This window comes from Chelatococcus asaccharovorans (assembly GCF_003201475.1).
Taxonomy (GTDB): Bacteria; Pseudomonadota; Alphaproteobacteria; order Rhizobiales; family Beijerinckiaceae; genus Chelatococcus; species Chelatococcus asaccharovorans.
Map to the genome: position 1 here is coordinate 29,602 of NZ_QJJK01000012.1, position 17,523 is coordinate 47,124.

Annotated in this window: 17 protein-coding genes; 11 read left to right on the forward strand and 6 right to left on the reverse strand. The window is 65.7% G+C overall.

What is annotated here, in order from left to right:
• Nucleotide 1: 1 nt before the first annotated feature.
• Genes C7450_RS25250 through C7450_RS25270 form a run of 5 tightly spaced genes read right to left on the reverse strand, consistent with a single transcriptional unit; the run spans nucleotide 2 to nucleotide 4,068 of the window.
• Nucleotides 2-583, reverse strand: a complete 582-nt coding sequence (locus C7450_RS25250) for a DJ-1/PfpI family protein (protein ID WP_110377250.1) — start codon at nucleotides 581-583, stop codon at nucleotides 2-4.
• Between the two features lie 57 nt (nucleotides 584-640).
• A complete protein-coding gene (locus C7450_RS25255) occupies nucleotides 641-1,438 on the reverse strand; it encodes an ABC transporter ATP-binding protein (RefSeq protein ID WP_110377251.1) in 798 nt (265 codons plus the stop codon).
• Nucleotides 1,439-1,445: 7 nt separating this feature from the next.
• Nucleotides 1,446-2,426 carry an ABC transporter substrate-binding protein gene (locus tag C7450_RS25260; RefSeq protein ID WP_110377252.1) on the reverse strand — a complete coding sequence of 327 codons (981 nt, stop codon included), beginning with the start codon at nucleotides 2,424-2,426 and terminating at the stop codon, nucleotides 1,446-1,448.
• 59 nt (nucleotides 2,427-2,485) lie between these two features.
• A complete protein-coding gene (locus tag C7450_RS25265; protein ID WP_110377253.1) occupies nucleotides 2,486-3,253 on the reverse strand; it encodes an ABC transporter permease in 768 nt (255 codons plus the stop codon).
• Nucleotides 3,250-4,068, reverse strand: a complete 819-nt coding sequence (locus C7450_RS25270; RefSeq protein WP_110377254.1) for an IclR family transcriptional regulator — start codon at nucleotides 4,066-4,068, stop codon at nucleotides 3,250-3,252. Before C7450_RS25270 ends, C7450_RS25265 begins: the two co-directional genes overlap by 4 nt.
• A gap of 181 nt (nucleotides 4,069-4,249) precedes the next feature.
• Here C7450_RS25270 and C7450_RS25275 point away from each other — a divergent pair, with 181 nt between their 5' ends.
• From C7450_RS25275 to C7450_RS25315, 9 genes are all read left to right on the forward strand, one after another.
• The gene (locus tag C7450_RS25275; protein ID WP_170147426.1) at nucleotides 4,250-4,990 is read left to right on the forward strand and encodes a GntR family transcriptional regulator; all 741 of its coding nucleotides are present in this window, start codon (nucleotides 4,250-4,252) and stop codon (nucleotides 4,988-4,990) included.
• Nucleotides 4,987-6,531: a xylulokinase gene (locus C7450_RS25280; protein WP_110377256.1), complete on the forward strand. Its 1,545-nt coding sequence runs from the start codon at nucleotides 4,987-4,989 to the stop codon at nucleotides 6,529-6,531. The genes C7450_RS25275 and C7450_RS25280 overlap by 4 nt, the downstream gene beginning before the upstream one ends.
• A gap of 1 nt (nucleotide 6,532) precedes the next feature.
• Nucleotides 6,533-7,345, forward strand: a complete 813-nt coding sequence (locus C7450_RS25285) for a BtpA/SgcQ family protein (protein WP_170147427.1) — start codon at nucleotides 6,533-6,535, stop codon at nucleotides 7,343-7,345.
• Between the two features lie 2 nt (nucleotides 7,346-7,347).
• Nucleotides 7,348-8,127, forward strand: coding sequence for an SDR family NAD(P)-dependent oxidoreductase (locus C7450_RS25290; RefSeq protein ID WP_110377258.1), 780 nt, complete (start codon nucleotides 7,348-7,350; stop codon nucleotides 8,125-8,127).
• Nucleotides 8,128-8,132: 5 nt separating this feature from the next.
• Nucleotides 8,133-9,119 carry an ABC transporter permease gene (locus C7450_RS25295; RefSeq protein ID WP_210206533.1) on the forward strand — a complete coding sequence of 329 codons (987 nt, stop codon included), beginning with the start codon at nucleotides 8,133-8,135 and terminating at the stop codon, nucleotides 9,117-9,119.
• A 45-nt stretch (nucleotides 9,120-9,164) separates the two neighbouring features.
• Complete coding sequence (locus tag C7450_RS25300; protein ID WP_110377259.1) at nucleotides 9,165-10,106, forward strand: sugar ABC transporter substrate-binding protein; 942 nt, start codon at nucleotides 9,165-9,167, stop codon at nucleotides 10,104-10,106.
• A 91-nt stretch (nucleotides 10,107-10,197) separates the two neighbouring features.
• Nucleotides 10,198-10,974, forward strand: coding sequence for an ATP-binding cassette domain-containing protein (locus C7450_RS25305; protein ID WP_110377260.1), 777 nt, complete (start codon nucleotides 10,198-10,200; stop codon nucleotides 10,972-10,974).
• Nucleotides 10,975-11,031: 57 nt separating this feature from the next.
• On the forward strand, nucleotides 11,032-11,958 hold the full coding sequence (locus C7450_RS25310; RefSeq protein ID WP_110377261.1) for a nucleoside hydrolase: 927 nt from the start codon (nucleotides 11,032-11,034) through the stop codon (nucleotides 11,956-11,958).
• A 41-nt stretch (nucleotides 11,959-11,999) separates the two neighbouring features.
• Entirely contained in the window at nucleotides 12,000-12,521 is a 522-nt protein-coding gene (locus C7450_RS25315) for a hypothetical protein (protein ID WP_110377262.1), read from the forward strand.
• Nucleotides 12,522-12,536: 15 nt separating this feature from the next.
• Here the strand turns inward: C7450_RS25315 and C7450_RS25320 are convergent, their stop codons facing one another.
• Nucleotides 12,537-13,364 carry an IclR family transcriptional regulator gene (locus C7450_RS25320; protein WP_110377263.1) on the reverse strand — a complete coding sequence of 276 codons (828 nt, stop codon included), beginning with the start codon at nucleotides 13,362-13,364 and terminating at the stop codon, nucleotides 12,537-12,539.
• 143 nt (nucleotides 13,365-13,507) lie between these two features.
• On the opposite strand from C7450_RS25320, the gene C7450_RS25325 reads away from it, so the two are divergent.
• Together C7450_RS25325 and C7450_RS25330 are read left to right on the forward strand one after the other, a co-directional pair.
• Entirely contained in the window at nucleotides 13,508-15,553 is a 2,046-nt protein-coding gene (locus C7450_RS25325) for a hydantoinase/oxoprolinase family protein (RefSeq protein ID WP_110377264.1), read from the forward strand.
• A gap of 4 nt (nucleotides 15,554-15,557) precedes the next feature.
• On the forward strand, nucleotides 15,558-17,516 hold the full coding sequence (locus C7450_RS25330) for a hydantoinase B/oxoprolinase family protein (RefSeq protein WP_110377265.1): 1,959 nt from the start codon (nucleotides 15,558-15,560) through the stop codon (nucleotides 17,514-17,516).
• Nucleotides 17,517-17,523 lie beyond the last annotated feature (7 nt).

The window sequence follows — 17,523 nt, forward strand, 5'->3', positions numbered from 1 at the left end:
TTCAGGCGCTAACGCGGCGCTGCGCGCGGGCGTCGCGCAGCATCGCGAGGAAGGCGCGCATGACGAAGGCGTGGTTTTCCCAGGTGCGGCCGCTGACCAGGTTGCCGTCGACGACATAGGGTTCGTCGACGAAAGTGCCGCCGCAGACCTCGAGGTCGAAGCGGCATTTGCGCACGCAGGCCATGCGCCGTCCGCGCACGCGGTCGGCGCGGGCGGGGATCTCGACCCCGTGGCAGACGCTGGCGATCGGCTTGCCGGTATCGAAAAAATGCTGCGTGATGCGGATCAGATCCGCGTCGTCGCGGATATATTCCGGCGCGCGGCCGCCGCTGAAGAAGATGCCGGCATAGTCGGCGGGGTCGATGTCGCTGAAGGCGACATCCGCGTTGATCTGATAGCCCTCCCACTCGCGGGTGATGGTCCAGCCCGGACGCACCTCGTGCATGACCATCTGGAACAGGCGCCGTTCCGGGCCCGCGACCACCGGCAGGAAATCGTCCTCCTGCAGCCGGATATAGGGATAGAGCGTATCGAGCGTCTCGGACGCATCGCCGACGATAATCAGAACCTTGTCTTGAGCCATATGCAGTCTCCGGCAACGAAGCGTCGTTGGCGTCCCGGCTGATGGTCCGGTGCGGCCTCAGGCGACGAGCGAGGGTCGATGGTCATCGAAGACGCCCCGCTCGAGGAAGATGCGGGTGATCTTGTCGACGAGATCGGCGAAACGCGGATCAACCCGCGCGCCGAGCCCCCGCGGGCGCGGGAGATCGACCTCGAAGATGCGGTCGATCGTGCCTGGCCGCGGGCTCATGACGACCACCCTGTCGGCAAGCAGCACGGCCTCGTCGATCGAATGGGTGATGAAGAACACGGTCATGCGATCGCGCGTCCACAAGGTCTCGAGATCGAGCCGCATCTGCTCGCGGGTCAGCGCGTCGAGCGCGCCGAACGGCTCATCCATCAGGAGAATGGTCGGCTGATGGATGAGGCCGCGCGCGATGGCCGCGCGCTGCTGCATGCCGCCCGACAGTTCGAAGGGAAAGCGATCCATGAACTGGCCGAGGCCCACCGCATCGAGCAGGCTTTCCGCCCGGGCGCGATAGGCCTTCACGTCGAGCCCGCGCAGCTGGATCTGCAGGAGCACGTTGCCCAGAATGTCCCGCCAGTCCACCAGCGTCGCCCGCTGAAAGACGATGCCGGTGTCGGAGCGGGGACCGCTGACCTCCTCCCCCGCCACGCGCACGACGCCGGAGGTGGCGGGCGTGAGACCTGTGACCAGCCTGAGGAGCGTGCTCTTGCCGCAGCCTGACGGACCAACGACGGCGACGAACTCGCCCTGGCGGATGTCGAGGTCGACCTGTTTGAGCGCAACCGTCTGCTGAAGGTCGCGGATGAAGACCTTGCCGACACCCGCGAGCTCGATATGTGTGGCCGTCATGGCGCGCTTATTCAACGAATGCGTTGGTGAAGAAGGCAGTCGCCGGCTTGTCGGTCTCGACGCCCTGGTATGTCTTCAATAGGCTCAGCGTATTGGCCCAGTCCGCCTCGGATCCGGCGCCGATCGGCTTGCCCTTGGTATTCGGCGATTCCATTTTTGCGAGAGACACATCCATCTGCTGGCGCAGGATCTTCGCGTCGAGAACGGGCTTGCTCTTGAGGGCCGCAGCGATCACGCCCTCGGGATCCTTCTTCGCTTCGGCGAAGGTCTTCTGCGTGGCGCGGGCAAAGCGCTTGACGAGGTCGGGCGATTTCTCCGCGGTCTGATTGTTGGTGATGACGGTGAGGCCGACCAGGCTGACGCCGAGATCGTCGAAGGCCATCACGGAGGCGGGAACCCCCTGCGCCTCCATCACGAAGGACTGGGCGTCGACACTGCCGAGCGTCGCGTCGGCGCGCTTTTCGAGGACGGCCACGACTTTTGCCGCGGCATCGACATTGACCAGCTTGATCTTGCTGGCATCGAGCTTGTTGGCCGCCACGACGGCAGGAAACAGCGCGGTCAGCGCGTCGCCGGCGGTGATCGAGATGGTCTTGCCCTCGAGATCCTTGGCCGTCTTGATGTTGGCGTCCTCGCGCGCGACCACGGCAAAGATGCCGCTGTTCATCAGCGACATGACGGTCTTGATGGGGAGGCCCTTCGATGCGGCGACAATGAGGGTGCCGGCGTCGACGATCCCGAAGGTGTCGCCGTTGGCCCCGAGCGCCTGGGCGGTCGCGGCGCCGCCGCGCCCTTCGTTGATGGTGAGATCGATGCCTTCGTCGCGATAGAAGCCCTTCTCCACGCCATAGTAGAACGGCGCGTGGAAACCGAGCAGCTGCCAGTTCAGCCTGAGGCTCGCCTTGTCGGCCGCGGCCGCACTGCCAAGCCCGATGGCCATCGATGCGGCCAGGCCCGCGGCAATGCCAAGGATGCGCTTTATTGTCATGTTATATCCTCCCCTGTTCGACGTTGAATCTTAGTCGTCACGTCTTCTTGTTGTATAGATTACGTACCATGGCCCAGTCTTGCGACATGCCAAGGCAGAACGATCTTCTCGAGAACCTCGATGATATAGTAGAATCCAAGTCCTATGACGCCCAGAACAAGGATCGTCGCAAAGACCATCGCGGTCATCAGCTGGCCGTTATAGGTAATGATGAGATAGCCGAGCCCGTTGTCGGACGAGACGAATTCCGCGACCACCGCGGCCGTCGCCGCCAAAGCGGCAGCGACCTTAAGGCCGGTGAAGATCGAGGGCAGCGCGCTCGGAAACTGGATCCGCAGGAAGGTGCGCAGGCCCCTGGCGCCGGTGGCGCGCGCGAATTCCATGACGCCGGGATCGACCGTCTTGAAGCCGACGACGGCGTTGACGATGATCGGAAAGAAGGTCAGCAGGAAGACCAGCAGCAGTTTCGGCATCGCGCCGAAGCCGAACCAGATGATGAAGAGCGGCGCGATGGCGATCTTCGGCACGATCTGCAGGAACACCACGATCGGATAGACGGCGCGCTCGAACAAGGCGGAATAGGCGAGCGCCATGGCGAGCGGAATGCCGACCGCGGCGCTGAGCAGGAAGCCGCCGACCATGTTGACCGTGGTTGGTACGGCATTATCGGCGACATGCGTCCAGTTGCCCGCCAGGCTGCCGACGATCATGCTCGGCGACGGCAGGAGATAGGCGGGAATGGCCAGGACCCGGACCAAGGCCTCCCACGCGACGACGAGACCAACGGCGGTCACGATGGCGAGGGTCGGGAAGCGCCGCTCCGTCATGATCCTGTCCTCGATGGCCGCGTTTGCGCGTCTGCGATGCGGCGGCAGAACGGAGCGATGGCCGCTTTCGCCGCGATCGCCGCGGCCGCCTCGTTCAACGCGGGAGCAAGCTCGCTGAGCTTGGCCTTGGTCCACCGAACGGTCGGGCCGACGACGGCGACGCTGCCGAGAAACGCACGGTTCTTCGGGTCGAGGATCGGCACGGCGATGGCGGCCGCGCCGAGGTCGCCTTCGTCATAGGCGAGCGCATAGCCCTGCCGCTCCACGCGCGAGAGCTCGAGCGCGAGTTCGTCCTCGGTCTGGATGGCGTTGGGGCCTGTATCGGGGCTGCCCATCAGGCCCTGCTTGCGCAGGAGACGCAGCGCCTCGGCCCGCGGCTGCGAGGCGAGGAAGACCTTCCCCGCGGCCATGGTGTGCAGCACCACGGGGCGGCCGAGATTGGCATCGAAACGCAGCCCCGGCTTCGCGCCCTGCGCTTCGCTCAGGATGACGAGACGATCCTGATCACGCCAGGCGAGGCGCACCAGTTCGCCCGACAGGGCCGCGAGTTCGTCGAGCGTCGGCTGGCAGACGTCGAGGAAGCCGAGTTCGCCGAGCTGCTTGAAGGCGATCAGCGCCAGCTCCAGCGTGAGCGCGTAGTTCCCGCTTGCCTTGTCCTGGCGCACGATCCCGCGCCCGATCATGTCGGTCAGGAGACGATGCGCGGTAGGCTTGGACAGCCGCGACGCCTGCGCGGCCTCCTGCAAGGACAAGCCGTGCGGCTCGCCCGTGAGGGCACCCAGAAGGTCAAAAATTCGATCGACAGCGGTGCGCATGAAAAATCCGGAATGTCATTCCGACAATTTCTGCCCCACAGGTCCGCGGCCGTCAAGACATTTATGCAGGCTGTAGCATTGCGCGGCGTGCCAATCGCCGGGACATGGGCTGCGACATGGGCGCTTGACTTGTATCGAATTTGTATCTTTTATGCTTGAAACATTCATCCAGGGGCCGTTCGTGATCCGTTATCAGGAGATCGCCTATGATCTGCGCGGGAGCCTTGAGGCTGCCGGCGATCTGACGCGGGCGATCGCTTCGGAGAGCGAGCTCTGCCAGCGCTACAGCGCAAGCCGCACAACGATTCGCGCGGCGCTCAAGCAGCTCGAGAATGAGGGACTGATCGAGCGCCGGCAGGGCAAAGGCACCTTCTACAAGCCCCCTCACATCGCCAAGAATCTCGGCAGCATCGTCGACTTCCATACGGAAGCGCGCCTCGCCGGTCGCACGCCCACGACCCACGTCGTCGCGATGGACACGCGCATGGCGACCCCGGCCGATACGGTCCTGTTCGGGCTTCCCATGGCGCGAGCCGGTGTCGTTGAACTCACCCGCCTGCGCAAACTGGACGGGCAGCCCGCGGTCCTCCAGCGCTCCCTGCTCGGCCGGTCCGTGGTCAAGGGCATCACGGCCGGAATGCTGGAAAACGCTTCGCTCTATGGACTGCTCGCGGAACACAACGGGATACGGGTCGCGACGATCGAGGAAACGCTCGTGCCGTGTCAGGTCGAGGCCCAGGACGCCCATCATCTCGACATCCCCGTCGGCAGCGCGGTATTCCGCTCGCATCGCGTAGCCCGCGATCACGAGGGGACGGTCATCGAAGTGAGTGACAACCTCATTCGCGGTGACATCTACCGCTTCACCATTCGCCGACAGGTCGACACCGCCATGCAGGACACCATGCGGGGGGCGATATGAGCGTCGTCCTCGCCTTTGACCTCGGAGGCACGAGCTTCCGCGCCGCCCTGATCGACGCCGAGGGCGTGACCCGCGCTGAATGTGCGATCTTCGGGCCGACCATCATCGATCGTCTCGGCTGGTCGGAGATCGACGCCAACGACTGGTGGCAGACGCTGGTCGAGGCCTGTCGCCGGCTGGCCGACGACGCGCCTGACCTGTTCGCGACGGTGGCCGGCATCGCCATCTGCGGCGTCACGCGCACGCAGGTCTTCCTGGGACGCGACGGGCGCCAGCTGCGCCACGCCATGACCTGGAAGGACACCCGGGCCGATGCCACCGCCCGCCGCTTGCAGGGGTCCCTGCCCCAGGCGCATCCTGAAGTGGCCAGGATCAACGCCTTTCATCCGCTTGCGCGGCTGGCGTGGCTGCGCGAGCAGGAGGAGGCGACCTTCCGCAGTCTCGCAAGCGTCCTGGAGCCCAAGGATTACCTCAATTTCCGGCTCACGGGCATGCAGGCCGGAGATCCGGTGTCCATGGCGCGGCTCCTCGCATCGGCGGAGAGCGTGGCGGGTGCGGATCTCTTTTCCGCCATCGGGGCGTCCACAACCCTTCTGCCCCGCGCGATCGAGCCGTGTGATCAGGTCGGCGCCATCCTCGACGGCCTGCCGGCGCCGCTCGATCAGATCGCCGGGGTGCCGGTGTTCTGCTGCTCCAGCGACACCTGGACGGCAGCGGCCGGCCTGGGTGCGCTGCGGGCGGGCTATGCCTACAACATTTCCGGCACCACGGAGGTGCTGGGCCTCATCAGCGAGACGCCAGCCGAGGCGGAAGGTCTCCTGACCGTCGACTGGCGCGGCCTGCACCAGCTCGGCGGCCCGAGCCAGAACGGAGCCGATACGGTCGCCTGGCTGCTCTCGCTGATCGGCCGGATCGACGGCGATTATTCCGGTGTCGGCAAGGCGATGGACGCTTTGCTGGCCGGGCGACGGCATCCGCAGCCGCTCGTCTTTCTGCCCTATCTGCAAGGGGAGCGCGTGCCCTATTGGGACCCGACCTTGCGCGGTGCCCTCATCGGCCTCAACCGCCAGCATGGTGCCACGGACGTCGCCTGGGCCGTGCTGGAAGGCATCGCCTTCCTCAACCGCATCGTGCTTGAACGCGCCGAGCAGGCCGCGGGCCTGAAGGTCAAGGAAATCCGCTTCGGCGGCGGGGCGGCTGCGAATGCAGCGTGGCGGCAGGTCAAGGCCGATGTCTGCGGCCGGCCGATCGTCGTCGGCACCTCGAAGGAGCCGGGACTGCTGGGCGCGGCCATCGTCGCCTGGACCGGCCTCGGCCGTTTCGCCTCGCTTGCCGCGGCGCAGGAATCCCTCGTGTCCGTTGCCAGCCGTCATGAGCCTGATCCGGCGCGTGCGGCCATCTACCGCCGGCTGTTCGACCTGTTCCGGCAGAGTGAACGGGCCCTCGCCCCCATTTCGCATGATCTCGCTTCGCTCTCGCGCCAGTCCGAGGCGCTGCCGGGCGTTCATGCGTCACCAACGATCGCTACCAAGGATCCATGACATGAAGACCCTCGTTCGTGACGAATATGGCCTCGATCATCTTTTGATCGGCTGCGTCCACACGCTCGCTTTGCCCGGCACCCCGCTCTACGATCGCACCGGCGGCATGCGCAAGATCGTGGCCCAGGCCCGCGAGGAAGCGAAAATTCTGGAAGACGCGGGCTTCCACGCGCTGTTGTATACGAACGAATCCGACATGCCCTATGAGGCCAACATGCCGATCGAGGTCATCACGGCGATGACCGACGTGATCGCCGAATGCCAGGCGCAGACGAAGCTGCCGCATGGCGTGAACATGCTCATCGATCCGCCGGCCTCGATCGCCGTCGCCCACGCGACCGGCGGCCGCTTCGTGCGCGCCTTCCTGACGGGTTCCCTCGTCGGCGATATCGGCACGATGACGCCGGATGGCGCCCGCGCGCTCAGGCTCCGCGCCAATCTCGGCGCCGAGCACATCCGCATCATCTGCAACGTCACGCCGGGATTCTCGATCAATCTCGATACCCGGCCAGTCGAGCAGCAGGCGTCCGGCGCTGTCTTCATCGGCCTCGCCGATGTGGTCTGCGTCGGCGGCCCGGCGGCCGGCAAGGAGGCCGACGTGTCGGTCATCGAGCGCGTCGCCAAGCATCTACCCGACACGCCGGTCGCCGTCGGTACCGGTGTCGCCGAGGAAAATATCGCGCGCCTCGCCCAGGCGGCCGACGTATTCATCGTTGGCACCTCGATCAAGAAGGACCGCCAGACGCTCAATGCCGTCGAGCCGGCCCGGGCGCAGGCCTTCGTGCGCGCCTACGAAAACCGGAAGGCGGCCTGACCATGACGGCTCCCGTCACCCTCATCACCGGCGCTGCCGGCGGCATCGGCAGCACCCTCGCCCATCTGCTCGCCCGCGCGGGTCACAGGCTCATTCTGTCGGACCGGGATGCGGATGGCCTTGAGGCGCTGGCGCGGAGCATCGAGCAGGCCGGCGGCGAAGCCGTCTTTCTCGCCGGCGACGTGCAGGACCGGGCGTGGCCCGGGACACTCGTCGCCTTCGGCGTGAAACGCCTCGACCGTATCGATAATCTCGTGACCGGTGCCGGCGCGTCCCGCCCCGTCCCGATGGTCGAGATGGATGACGACGAATGGGACCGGCTCGTCGACATCAATCTCTCGGCGGTGTTCCGCATCTCGAAGGCCGTGACCCGGCAGATCGTCGGCCAGGGCGACGGTGGCGCGATCGTCCATATCTCGTCCATCGCCCATTCCAATGGTGGCGCCAATCTGGCCTATGGTTCGGCCAAGGGCGGTGTCGCGACCCTGACGCGCGGCATGGCCCAGCAACTTGGGCCGAAGGGCATCCGCGTCAACGCGGTGGCGCCGGGCATCATCGACACGCCGATGGTGCGCAATGGCTTTGCCGCGCAGTTCAACGGCCTCGTCGCCGGTGCCGCGGTCCGCACCCCCCTCGGTCGTCTAGGCCGGCCGGAGGATGTCGCTGAAGTGATCGCTTTCCTGTTGTCGCCGGCTGCAGCCTTCGTGACAGGCGCGCTGATCCCTATTACAGGCGGAATAGAAATTCTTTCACCGATTTCGACGATCGCCAGGGGAGACTGACGACGATGAGCGTGACAACCGTGCAGTCGCCCCAGAACCGCCGGGCCATCCTGAGCGAGATCGTCGGCCACTACGGCACGGCGATTGCCGGATTGGTCCTCATCGCCTTCTTCGTGACCTTCGCACCCAACTTCGCGACGCCGGTCAATATCGTCAATGTCATCAAGGATACGAGCTTCCTCGCCATCCTGGCGATCGGCTTCACGCTGGCCTTCACGGTGGCCGAGCTCGATCTGTCGATCGCCGAAATGGCGAGCCTCGCCGCGGTGGTCGCGGGCTGGCTCGTGCAGTCGCAATATCCGCCGCTTGCCGCGGTTGCAGCCGCGCTTGCGGTGGGGGCGGCGCTTGGCGCCATCAACGGCTATGGCGTGACCAGGCTGAGGGTGCCTTCGCTGATCATGACGCTCGGCACGGCTGCCGTCGCTAAAGGGCTCGCCTTCATGATCACCCAGGGCGTCGCCTTCGTCGGTCGCTGGCCGGTCGGCTTCACCGGGCTGGCGCGCGGCACCACCTTCGGCCTGCCCAATCTCGTGCTCTGGCTCGCCGGCGTTTCCCTGTTCGCCTATGGCCTGGTGAAATGGACGCGGACCGGCGCCCATATGGTGGCGACGGGTGAAGCGGACGAGGCCGCGCGCCTCGCCGGCATCGCGACGGCGCGCATGAAGCGCATCGGCATGCTGCTGTCGGGCGTCTGTGCCGGCATTACCGCCGTCTTGCTGGCCGCGAACCTGTCCTCCGCCGCACCGAACATGGCGGGTGATTATCTGCTCTATGCCATCGCCGCCGTCCTTCTCGGCATGACGATGTTCGAGCCCGGCAAGCCCAATATCGGCGGGACGCTTTTTGCCGCGATCGTGCTCAAGGTACTCGGCAACGGGCTCGTCCTGATGGGCGCGCCCTACTACGTGCAGGACATCGTGCTCGGCATTATCATCATCGGCTCCGTCGCCTTTTCGGCGAGCGCCATGAAGAAAGCGGCCTTCAAGGTTTGAAGCCGCAGAACGCGTGACAACAAGGCAATCGTGAGGGGATCACACATGTTTGGGTTGAGGAAACTTGTCATATCGGCGGCCGCCCTGCTGGCGCTCGGCCAAGCAGCCCAGGCCTTCGAGCTCGGCGTCATCGGCTTCCAGTTCACCTCGGAGACGCACGCCCGCGTGGCCAATGCCGCCGCCGCCGCCGCCAAGGAAAAGGGCTGGAACGTCACCCTCCTAAACTCCGAAGGCTCGCTGCCTAAACATGCCGAGCAGTTCGATGCGCTCATCGCCAAGAAGGTCGATGCCATCATCGTGGCCATGGGCAAGCCTGTCGAGGCGGACGCCCAGTTCAAGGCCGCCAAGGACGCCGGCATTCCCGTCATCACCGTGCAGTCCGGCGTCAGCCCCTATGCGTTGTTCGATATCCAGAGCAACGAATACAAGATCGGTGCGGAAGCCGCGCTCTATCTGCTCGGCCAGCTCGGTTTCCAGGGCAATATCGTCACGGCCCGTTTCGACCTGAACATCGCCTCGCGCATCCGCGGCAAGATCCTTGATGTGGTGCTGTCGGAAAACCAGGGCGTGAAGGAACTCGGCAAGTTCTCCATGGCCCGCACCCAGAGCTGGCGCGACGACGTCCGCGCCGGCATGCAGGCGCTCCTGCTGCAGAACCAGGGCAAGATCAACGGCATCTGGGCCTCCTTCGACGGCCAGGCCTATATCATCGACGATCTCCTGCAGGCGCAGGGCGTCAAGAAGGGCGAAATCCCGCTCATTTCCGTGGATGGCGGCAAAGAGACCTATGAGCGCATCGCCGATCCGGCGTCGACGCTCGTCGCCAGCGTGTCCATTCCCTTCGAGGCGATGGGCAAGCAGGCCGTCGACGCCGTGCAGGCGATCGTCGTGGACAAGAAGCCGAAGGAAGGCGTGACGAGCGGCCCCTATCTGTTCGTCGATGCGGTGCTCGTCGACAAGAACAACGTGAAGCAGTTCCTCAAGTGAGCCGAACGCCACCCGCGTCACGGGTGACGCGGGTGGCACGACCTTTGACTATCTCCACGCCCGAACATTTCTCTGGTCTGAGAGCAAGACGATGACCGACGTTGCGGCAAACGCATCCCCTCTCCTGTCCCTGCGCGGCATCGGCAAGAACTACGGCCCCGTCGTGGCCGTGCGCGATGTCGATCTCGACATCCATACGGGAGAGGTCGTCGCCATCTGCGGCGACAACGGCGCCGGCAAGTCGAGCCTGATCAAGGTGATGTCCGGGGCTGAGGAGCCGACATCGGGCACGATGCAGATGCGCGGCAAGGATGTGCATTTTGCCTCGCCCCATGACGCCCTGGAGCACGGCGTCGCCACGATCTATCAGGATCTCGCGCTCGCGCCGCGCCTGTCGATCGCCCAGAATGTGTTCATGGGCTCCGAATTGACGCGCCCCTTCGTCCTCCCGTTCCTGCGCCTTCTCGACAAGGCGAAGATGATCGAGGAATCGCGGCGCTATCTCTCCAAGCTATCGGTCGCCATCCAGGATATGACCCGTCCTGTGGAGCGCCTGTCCGGCGGTCAGCGGCAGGCGGTCGCGATCTCCCGCGCGCTGCGCTGGAACGCCGACATCATCATCATGGACGAGCCGACGGCAGCCCTCGGCGTCAAGGAGACGGCGCTGGTGCTTGACCTCATCCGCACGCTGAAGGCGGGCGGACACACCGTCATCCTGATCAGCCACAACATGCGCGACGTGGTGGCGCTGGCTGATCGCGTCGTCATCATGGGCGCGGGCCGGAAATTCGTCGATCGGCCGATCGACGGCCTCACCGCCGACGACCTGACCCATCTCATCATGAGCGGCAACGCGCGCGCCGCCTGACGCGGTTACGGGACGCCCGGCGTCCCGGCCATCTCGCCCGCCGCGCTGGAGGCCACCATGCCCACACCGATCATCATCGATACCGACCCCGGCCAGGACGATGCCATCGCCATATGGCTGGCGATCGCGGCGCGTGAGGTCATCGCCATCGACTGCATCACCGCCGTCGCCGGCAATGTTCCCGTGGCGCAGACGACCGCCAATGTCATTCGCATCCTCGATTGCGCGGGCCGGAGCGACCTGCCCGTCCATCGCGGCGCCGAGGCGCCGCTGGTCGTGGCGCTCGAGACCGCCGAGTTCGTCTGTGGGCCGGACGGGCTCGATGGCTCTGGCCTGCCGCCGCCCTCGCGCGACGCCGACCCGGGCCACGCGGTCGAGGCGATCATCGCGCGCCTGCGCGCCGCCCCCGCCGGCCTGACGCTCTGCCCGCTCGGCCCCCTGACCAATCTGGCGCTGGCGATGCGCCTCGCCCCGGACATCCTGCCGAAGATCGAGCGCATCGTCCTGATGGGCGGCGCGATCGGCCTCGGCAACATCACGCCCGCGGCTGAGTTCAACATGCATGTCGATCCGCATGCCGCCGCCGTGGTGCTCGGATGCGGGCGGCCGATCGTGATGATGGGGCTCGGCGTGACGCTGAAGGCAATCGCCACCCATGAGCAGATCGCGCGGTTCGCGACGCTCGGCACGGCAACCGGTCGCTCGATTCACGGCATGCTCACGCGTCCGCGTCCGGGCGGCCTCGGCACCGCCGGCCATCCGATGCACGACGCCTGCGTCATCGCCTATCTCCTCTGGCCGGAGTTGTTTGCCGGGCGCGACTGTTTCGTGAGCGTCGCCACGGAGGACGGTCCCCTGCGCGGCCGCACCACCATCGACTGGAACGGCCGCCTGAAGCGCCCGGCCAACGCCCATGTCATCGCCGAGGTCGAAGCGCACGAACTCTTCGAGCGCATGACCGGCCTGCTCGCGACGCTGCCGTGACGGCCTTTCGCCCAATCCCTCCCGCCTGCAAGGATCACGCCATGGCGCATTTCGTCGAAGATCTTCAGCATGAGGCCAGTGCGGCGATCGCGGCCATGCAGCAGGCGGCACTGGCGGCCCGACACGCCCATGCGCGCGCGGAACTGATGCGCCATATGCTGACCACGGCGCGCAAGGTCAAGGACAAGCCGAAGGCCGAGGCGGTCGAGACCGTCGTCACCGAATGGATGGATGCCTGGCATCTCGCCCGCGCCGAATGGCCCCATATCGCCCGCGAGATGGAGGCGTTCACGGAAGCGTTCTACGACTATGCGAACGCGCCGACCGACGCCCATGACACGCGCCTCAGGCAGACGGTCGAGGCGCTGGACGCCGCCCTCGCCCGGGAAGGCACCACCATTTCCGACCAGATGGCTTTCCGCTCGCAATGCGCCCACGGCTGGTGGGAGTGGGTGCGCCCGACGCCGGTGGATCTGCCCGGCCGCAAGGAGCGCCCCGGCGTGCCGCAGCCGTCGGCGGGCGTGCCCTTCTGGCAGGCCGGCTGTCCCGACTTCTGCAAATAGGGGCGGTGACCCGCGCTATTCGGCGCCCGCGAGAAACGCGATCTCGCCGGATGGCGCATCCCCCAGGCGCACCGCCCGGCTGAAATCCGGACGTCCAGCGCTTCGCCCTATCCACAACGGATCGCCGTAGCTGCGCCCGAGGGCCAAAGCCTCCCCCCAGACCCGCATGGCCATCGTGAGGCGCATCGCCTCATCCGTCGCCGCGATCGGATAGGAGATGGAAAAGGCCAGAATGTCGGATCCGCCGGCATCGCTGACCGCTGCGGCTATGGCCGCGACGCCGGGGGTTCCGGTGCTGACGGCCAGGCTCACGCCACGTTCGCGGATCGCCGCGAGAATGCCCGGCACCATCTCGGAGCGCTCCCGCCAGACCGGGTCGGTCGCGACGATGGCCAGCGCCTGGTCTTCCGGCAACTGGGCGAGAAGCGCACGGCCACTGGCGGTCTGAAACGCGGGCGCACGCTGTCCCACATCGCGGATGAGCCGCAGGGGGTAGCTGCCGTATTTCCGGCGCAGGATGAACAACTCATCTTTGTCCAGCTTGCTGATATAGCCGACAAAGCCGAATTCCCCCGTAAGCTTGTCTGATACGCGCTCCATCGTCGTCACAAGGCCGTGCTGGGCAAGGTAAAGCTCTCCGAGAACGAGCCCGCGGGGACCAGCGATATAGCCTAAGCCATCGCTCTCGCGCTCCAGCAAGCCGCTCTCGCCCATGGCCTTGAGCAGCCGCGAGACGGACGTCTTGGGCAGGTCGATTTGGCGGGCCACTTCCCCAACACGCAGAACGGGATTCTGCGCATTCAACAGCGACAGAATGCGTAGCGCGTTGTCCAGAGAACTCATCAGTCCCTCAATGGAAGGTGTACCACATACAGCAACGGGGTTGACAAATATGCTGCACGTAATTTTGGTTATGCGTCAAGTACCGGAAATGACGTGCTCCCCGTGCGGCACGCGGTGGCCAACCTTGTGGCGAGAGTGGACGAATGCTGAGAATTGGCGTCGATATCGGGGGCACGTTCACCGATTTTGCCATCTGGAAGGATGAAGGCGACGGCTATGTCGACATCGGCAGCCATAAGGCCCCGACCTCCCGGCCGAATTTCGCGGATGCGGTGAAGCAGGGCGTCCGGGATCTTGTCGCACGATACGGCGTGGCCGAGGATAGCCCGATTCTCGTCGTCCATGGCACGACGGTCAGCACGAATGCGGTGATCGAGCGATCCGAACCGCCCATCGCCCTCATCACCACGAAGGGCTTTCGCGACATCCTGGGCATTGCCCGTCTGAGGCTGGACAAGCCGGTCGACCTGTTCAACAGGCGGAGCATCCCGCTCGTTGCGCGCGAGAATGTATTTGCCATTACAGGGCGAATACTTGCGGACGGATCGGAAGACATTCATCTCGACGAGGCGGAACTCCTGGACGCCGTCGAGACGGCTGTCGCCCGCGGGCTCAGCACCATGGGTGTCTGCTTCCTCAATGCCCATCGCAATCCGGCGCATGAACGCCGGGCCGTCGCGCTGATCCGCGGGCGTTTTCCGGATGTCGAGGTCATGGCCTCCCATGAGGTCTGGCCGCAGCAATCCGAGTATGAGCGGGCGATGCTGACGCTCCTCAATGTTTATGTGAAGCGGCTGATGCAGGGATATCTCCAGGACATCGACGATTTTCTGGTGGAGACCTATCCGAACGCCAAGCTTTACATCACGAAGTCCAACGGCGGCATCATGTCGGCAGCGGAAGCCCGCGAATTGCCCATCCACACGCTGCTGTCCGGGCCGGCCGCCGGCGTCACGGCTGCGCACACCCTCGGGCGCTATCTCGGGCTCGATCGCATCCTCACCTTCGATATGGGCGGCACCTCGGCCGACGTCTCGTTGATCGATGGCGGGCGGCCGATGATCACCGCCCAGGCGGAGGTCGGGGATTTTCCGCTGATGATGCCGGTCACGGCCGTCGAGGCGATCGGCGCCGGCGGCGGCTCCATCGTGTGGCTCGACGGAGGCGTGCTGAAGGTCGGTCCGCGCAGCGCCGGATCGCTGCCGGGGCCGGCCTGCTATGGCCTTGGCGGTACCGCGCCAACCTTGTCCGATGCCTATCTCATTGCCAACTACCTCTCCCCCAAAGGGCTGCTCGGCGGACGCGTGGCGCTTGACCGGGCCTTGGCAGAGAAGGCTTTCGCGCCGATAGCGGATGCGCTCGGCACGGATGTCGTGGCGGCGGCGGAAAGCGCGATCGATGTCGCGACCTCCAATATGCTCGCCAAGATCTCGCCGTTCCTGGCCCGGCTCGGCGTTGGCGCGTCAGACCTCACGCTGATGATCTTCGGCGGGGCCGGCGGGGTTCATGGCCCGATCCTTGCCAGCGAGATCAATATCGGCCGGATGGTTGTGCCACGACTGCCGTCGGTGTTCTGCGCCTTCGGCGGCCTCGTCTCGGACCTCATGCATGACGCCGTCCGGACCGTTCAGGGGCAGCCGCTCACGGAGGCAGAGATCTTCGATATCTTTGCGACACTGGCCGCAGAAGGGCGTGACTGGCTGAAACGCCAGAGCCACGAGGGTCAGGTGAAGGAAACCGAGTTTATTCATCTGGCGGATATGCGCTACGCCGCGCAGTCCTTCACGTTGTCGATCGATCTGTCGACGGTCTTGGCCGCACGCGGCGGTCTGGATGCGATGGTCGCAGCCTTCCATGCCGAGCACGCGCGCCTGTTCGGTCATGCCAACCCCGACGCGCCGGTCAGCATCGACACCTTGCGCGTGCGCACTATAGGGCGTCAGGCCAAGCCCGGGGCGGTTGCGCTTGGCAGTGCCGGCGCATTGCCGACACCCCTCGAGCACCGTCGCATCCGATCGGGCGGGCGCTGGCTCGAGGACGTGCCGGTCTATGCCTGGCGCGACCTGTCCCCACATTGGGCGGGCGCCGGGCCGGCCATCATCCAGCAGGATCTTGCCACCATCCTCGTCCCGCCCGGCTATGGCGCCCGCGTCGGCGCGCTCGGGGACCTCGAACTCGTGAAGGACTGACGCCATGGATCCCGTCCAGACGGAAATCATGAAGAACCGCTTCACGGCGATCGCCGAAGAGGCGGCCACGGTGGCCTATCGCACCGCCCACACGACCTTCGTGAAGCAGACGCAGGACTTCCAGGTTGCGGTCGCTCGGATCTCAGGCGAGTTCTTCGCCTATCCCATGCTGACGGGCGTCGTCTCCGGCAGCGGCCAGACCATCGCCGGGCTGACGCGGCACTTCCCGGACGATGAGCTCGAACCCGGCGACGTGCTCATCTCGAACGATCCGTTCAGCACTTGGGGTCTCGTCACGCATATGATGGATATCCATCTGGCGCGCCCCATTTTTGTCGATGGCAAGCTTGCCTGTTTCGCCTGGTCCTTCGTGCATGCGTCCGACATCGGCGGCGCCGTGCCCGGCAGTATTTCCCCTGATCTTTTTGAATGCTTTCAGGAAGGCCTGCGTCTTCGTCCGACGAAACTCGTCAAGGCCGGCGCCGTCAATCAGGACATCGTCAATATCCTGAAGGACAACTCGCGCATCGGCGATGCGGTCTGGGGCGATCTCGAGGCGCTTATGGCGGCCATGCGCCTTCTCGACCTGCGCATCAACGCGCTGTGCGCCAAGGTCGGCGTCGAGGCTTTCCACCGGGGCGTCGATGACGTCATGACCCATGCGGAGATGAAGGCGCGTCGGGTCATCGGCGCCTTGAAGGATGGCACCTATACGTTCGCCGACTATATCGAAGGGGACGATTACGGGGCGGCCGTGCACATCTATTGCCGGCTCACCATCCGAGGCGATGGGGCGGAGGTCGACTATTCCGGCTCCTCGCCCCAGGTGCACGCTGCCTTCAATTTTGCCACGGGCAGCCGCACGCATCCGTTCCTCTGCCTTGGCCTGACCAACTACATACAGACCATGGAGCCGGACATCCCGATCAATGGCGGCGTCATGCGGCCGATCAAGGCTTACGCGCCGCCCGGAACCGTGATGAATGCCGAATATCCGGCGGCCATGGGCAACCGCTTCGTCGCCGTCATGCGGTGCTACGATGCGCTGATCGGCTGCCTCAACCAGGCGTTGCCGGACGGCATCGCCGCCTGCGGCGCCGGGCAGGCCGGCATCATCTCGTCGGCCTGGGCCGATCCCGCATCCGGCCGCAACCGGGTCGCCGTCGTGGAGCCTTTTTCCGGCGGGTCCGGCGGACGCGTCAGGGCAGATGGTGTCGATGCCAACGACACGATGATCGGCTATCTCAAGAGCACGCCGATCGAGCATGTCGAGGTGGAGACGCCGCTCGTCGTGCGCCGTCACGAGCTCGTGCCTTCAAGTTTCGGCCATGGCCGCTATCGCGGCGGCGCGGCCGTCGCGATCGAGCTCGAGAGCCGATCGCCGGAGGTCACGATCACCGTGCGCGGGCTCGACCGGTTCCGCTTTCAGCCCTGGGGGGTCTTCGGAGGCACCGCCGGCGGCAATAGCGTCACAACGCTCAATCCCGAAACGGCGCCCGCGCGCATTGGGCGCATCAAAGTTCTGCGCCTCGGTGAGCGTGATGTCCTACAGATGATCTCGTCATCTGGCGGCGGCTTCGGGCCGCCGGTGGAGCGGAAGCCGGAAGCCGTGCTGCGCGATGTCCTGGACGAGATGCTGAGCGTGGAGGAGGCGGAAGCCATCTACGGGGTGGTGATTGCCGGCAGGGAGATCGATCGCGAGCGGACCGCGGCGCTGCGTGCCGGGATCGCAGATGGTCCGCCGCGCTTCAGCGTGCAGCATGGTCCGAGCCGCCGCGCCTTCGAGGCCGAATGGCCGATCGAAGCCAGCATCGCCCTGGCCGATGCGGCGCTCGCGACACCGCCGGGTTTGCGGCGCTTCATCATGGTCAAGAGCCGGGCGGCTCTCGACGACGCGACCAAACCGATAACGCCGGCCATGGTCGCCGACACGGTCAAACGCATCGCAAGCCAGTCGCGCTAGAGGGGAC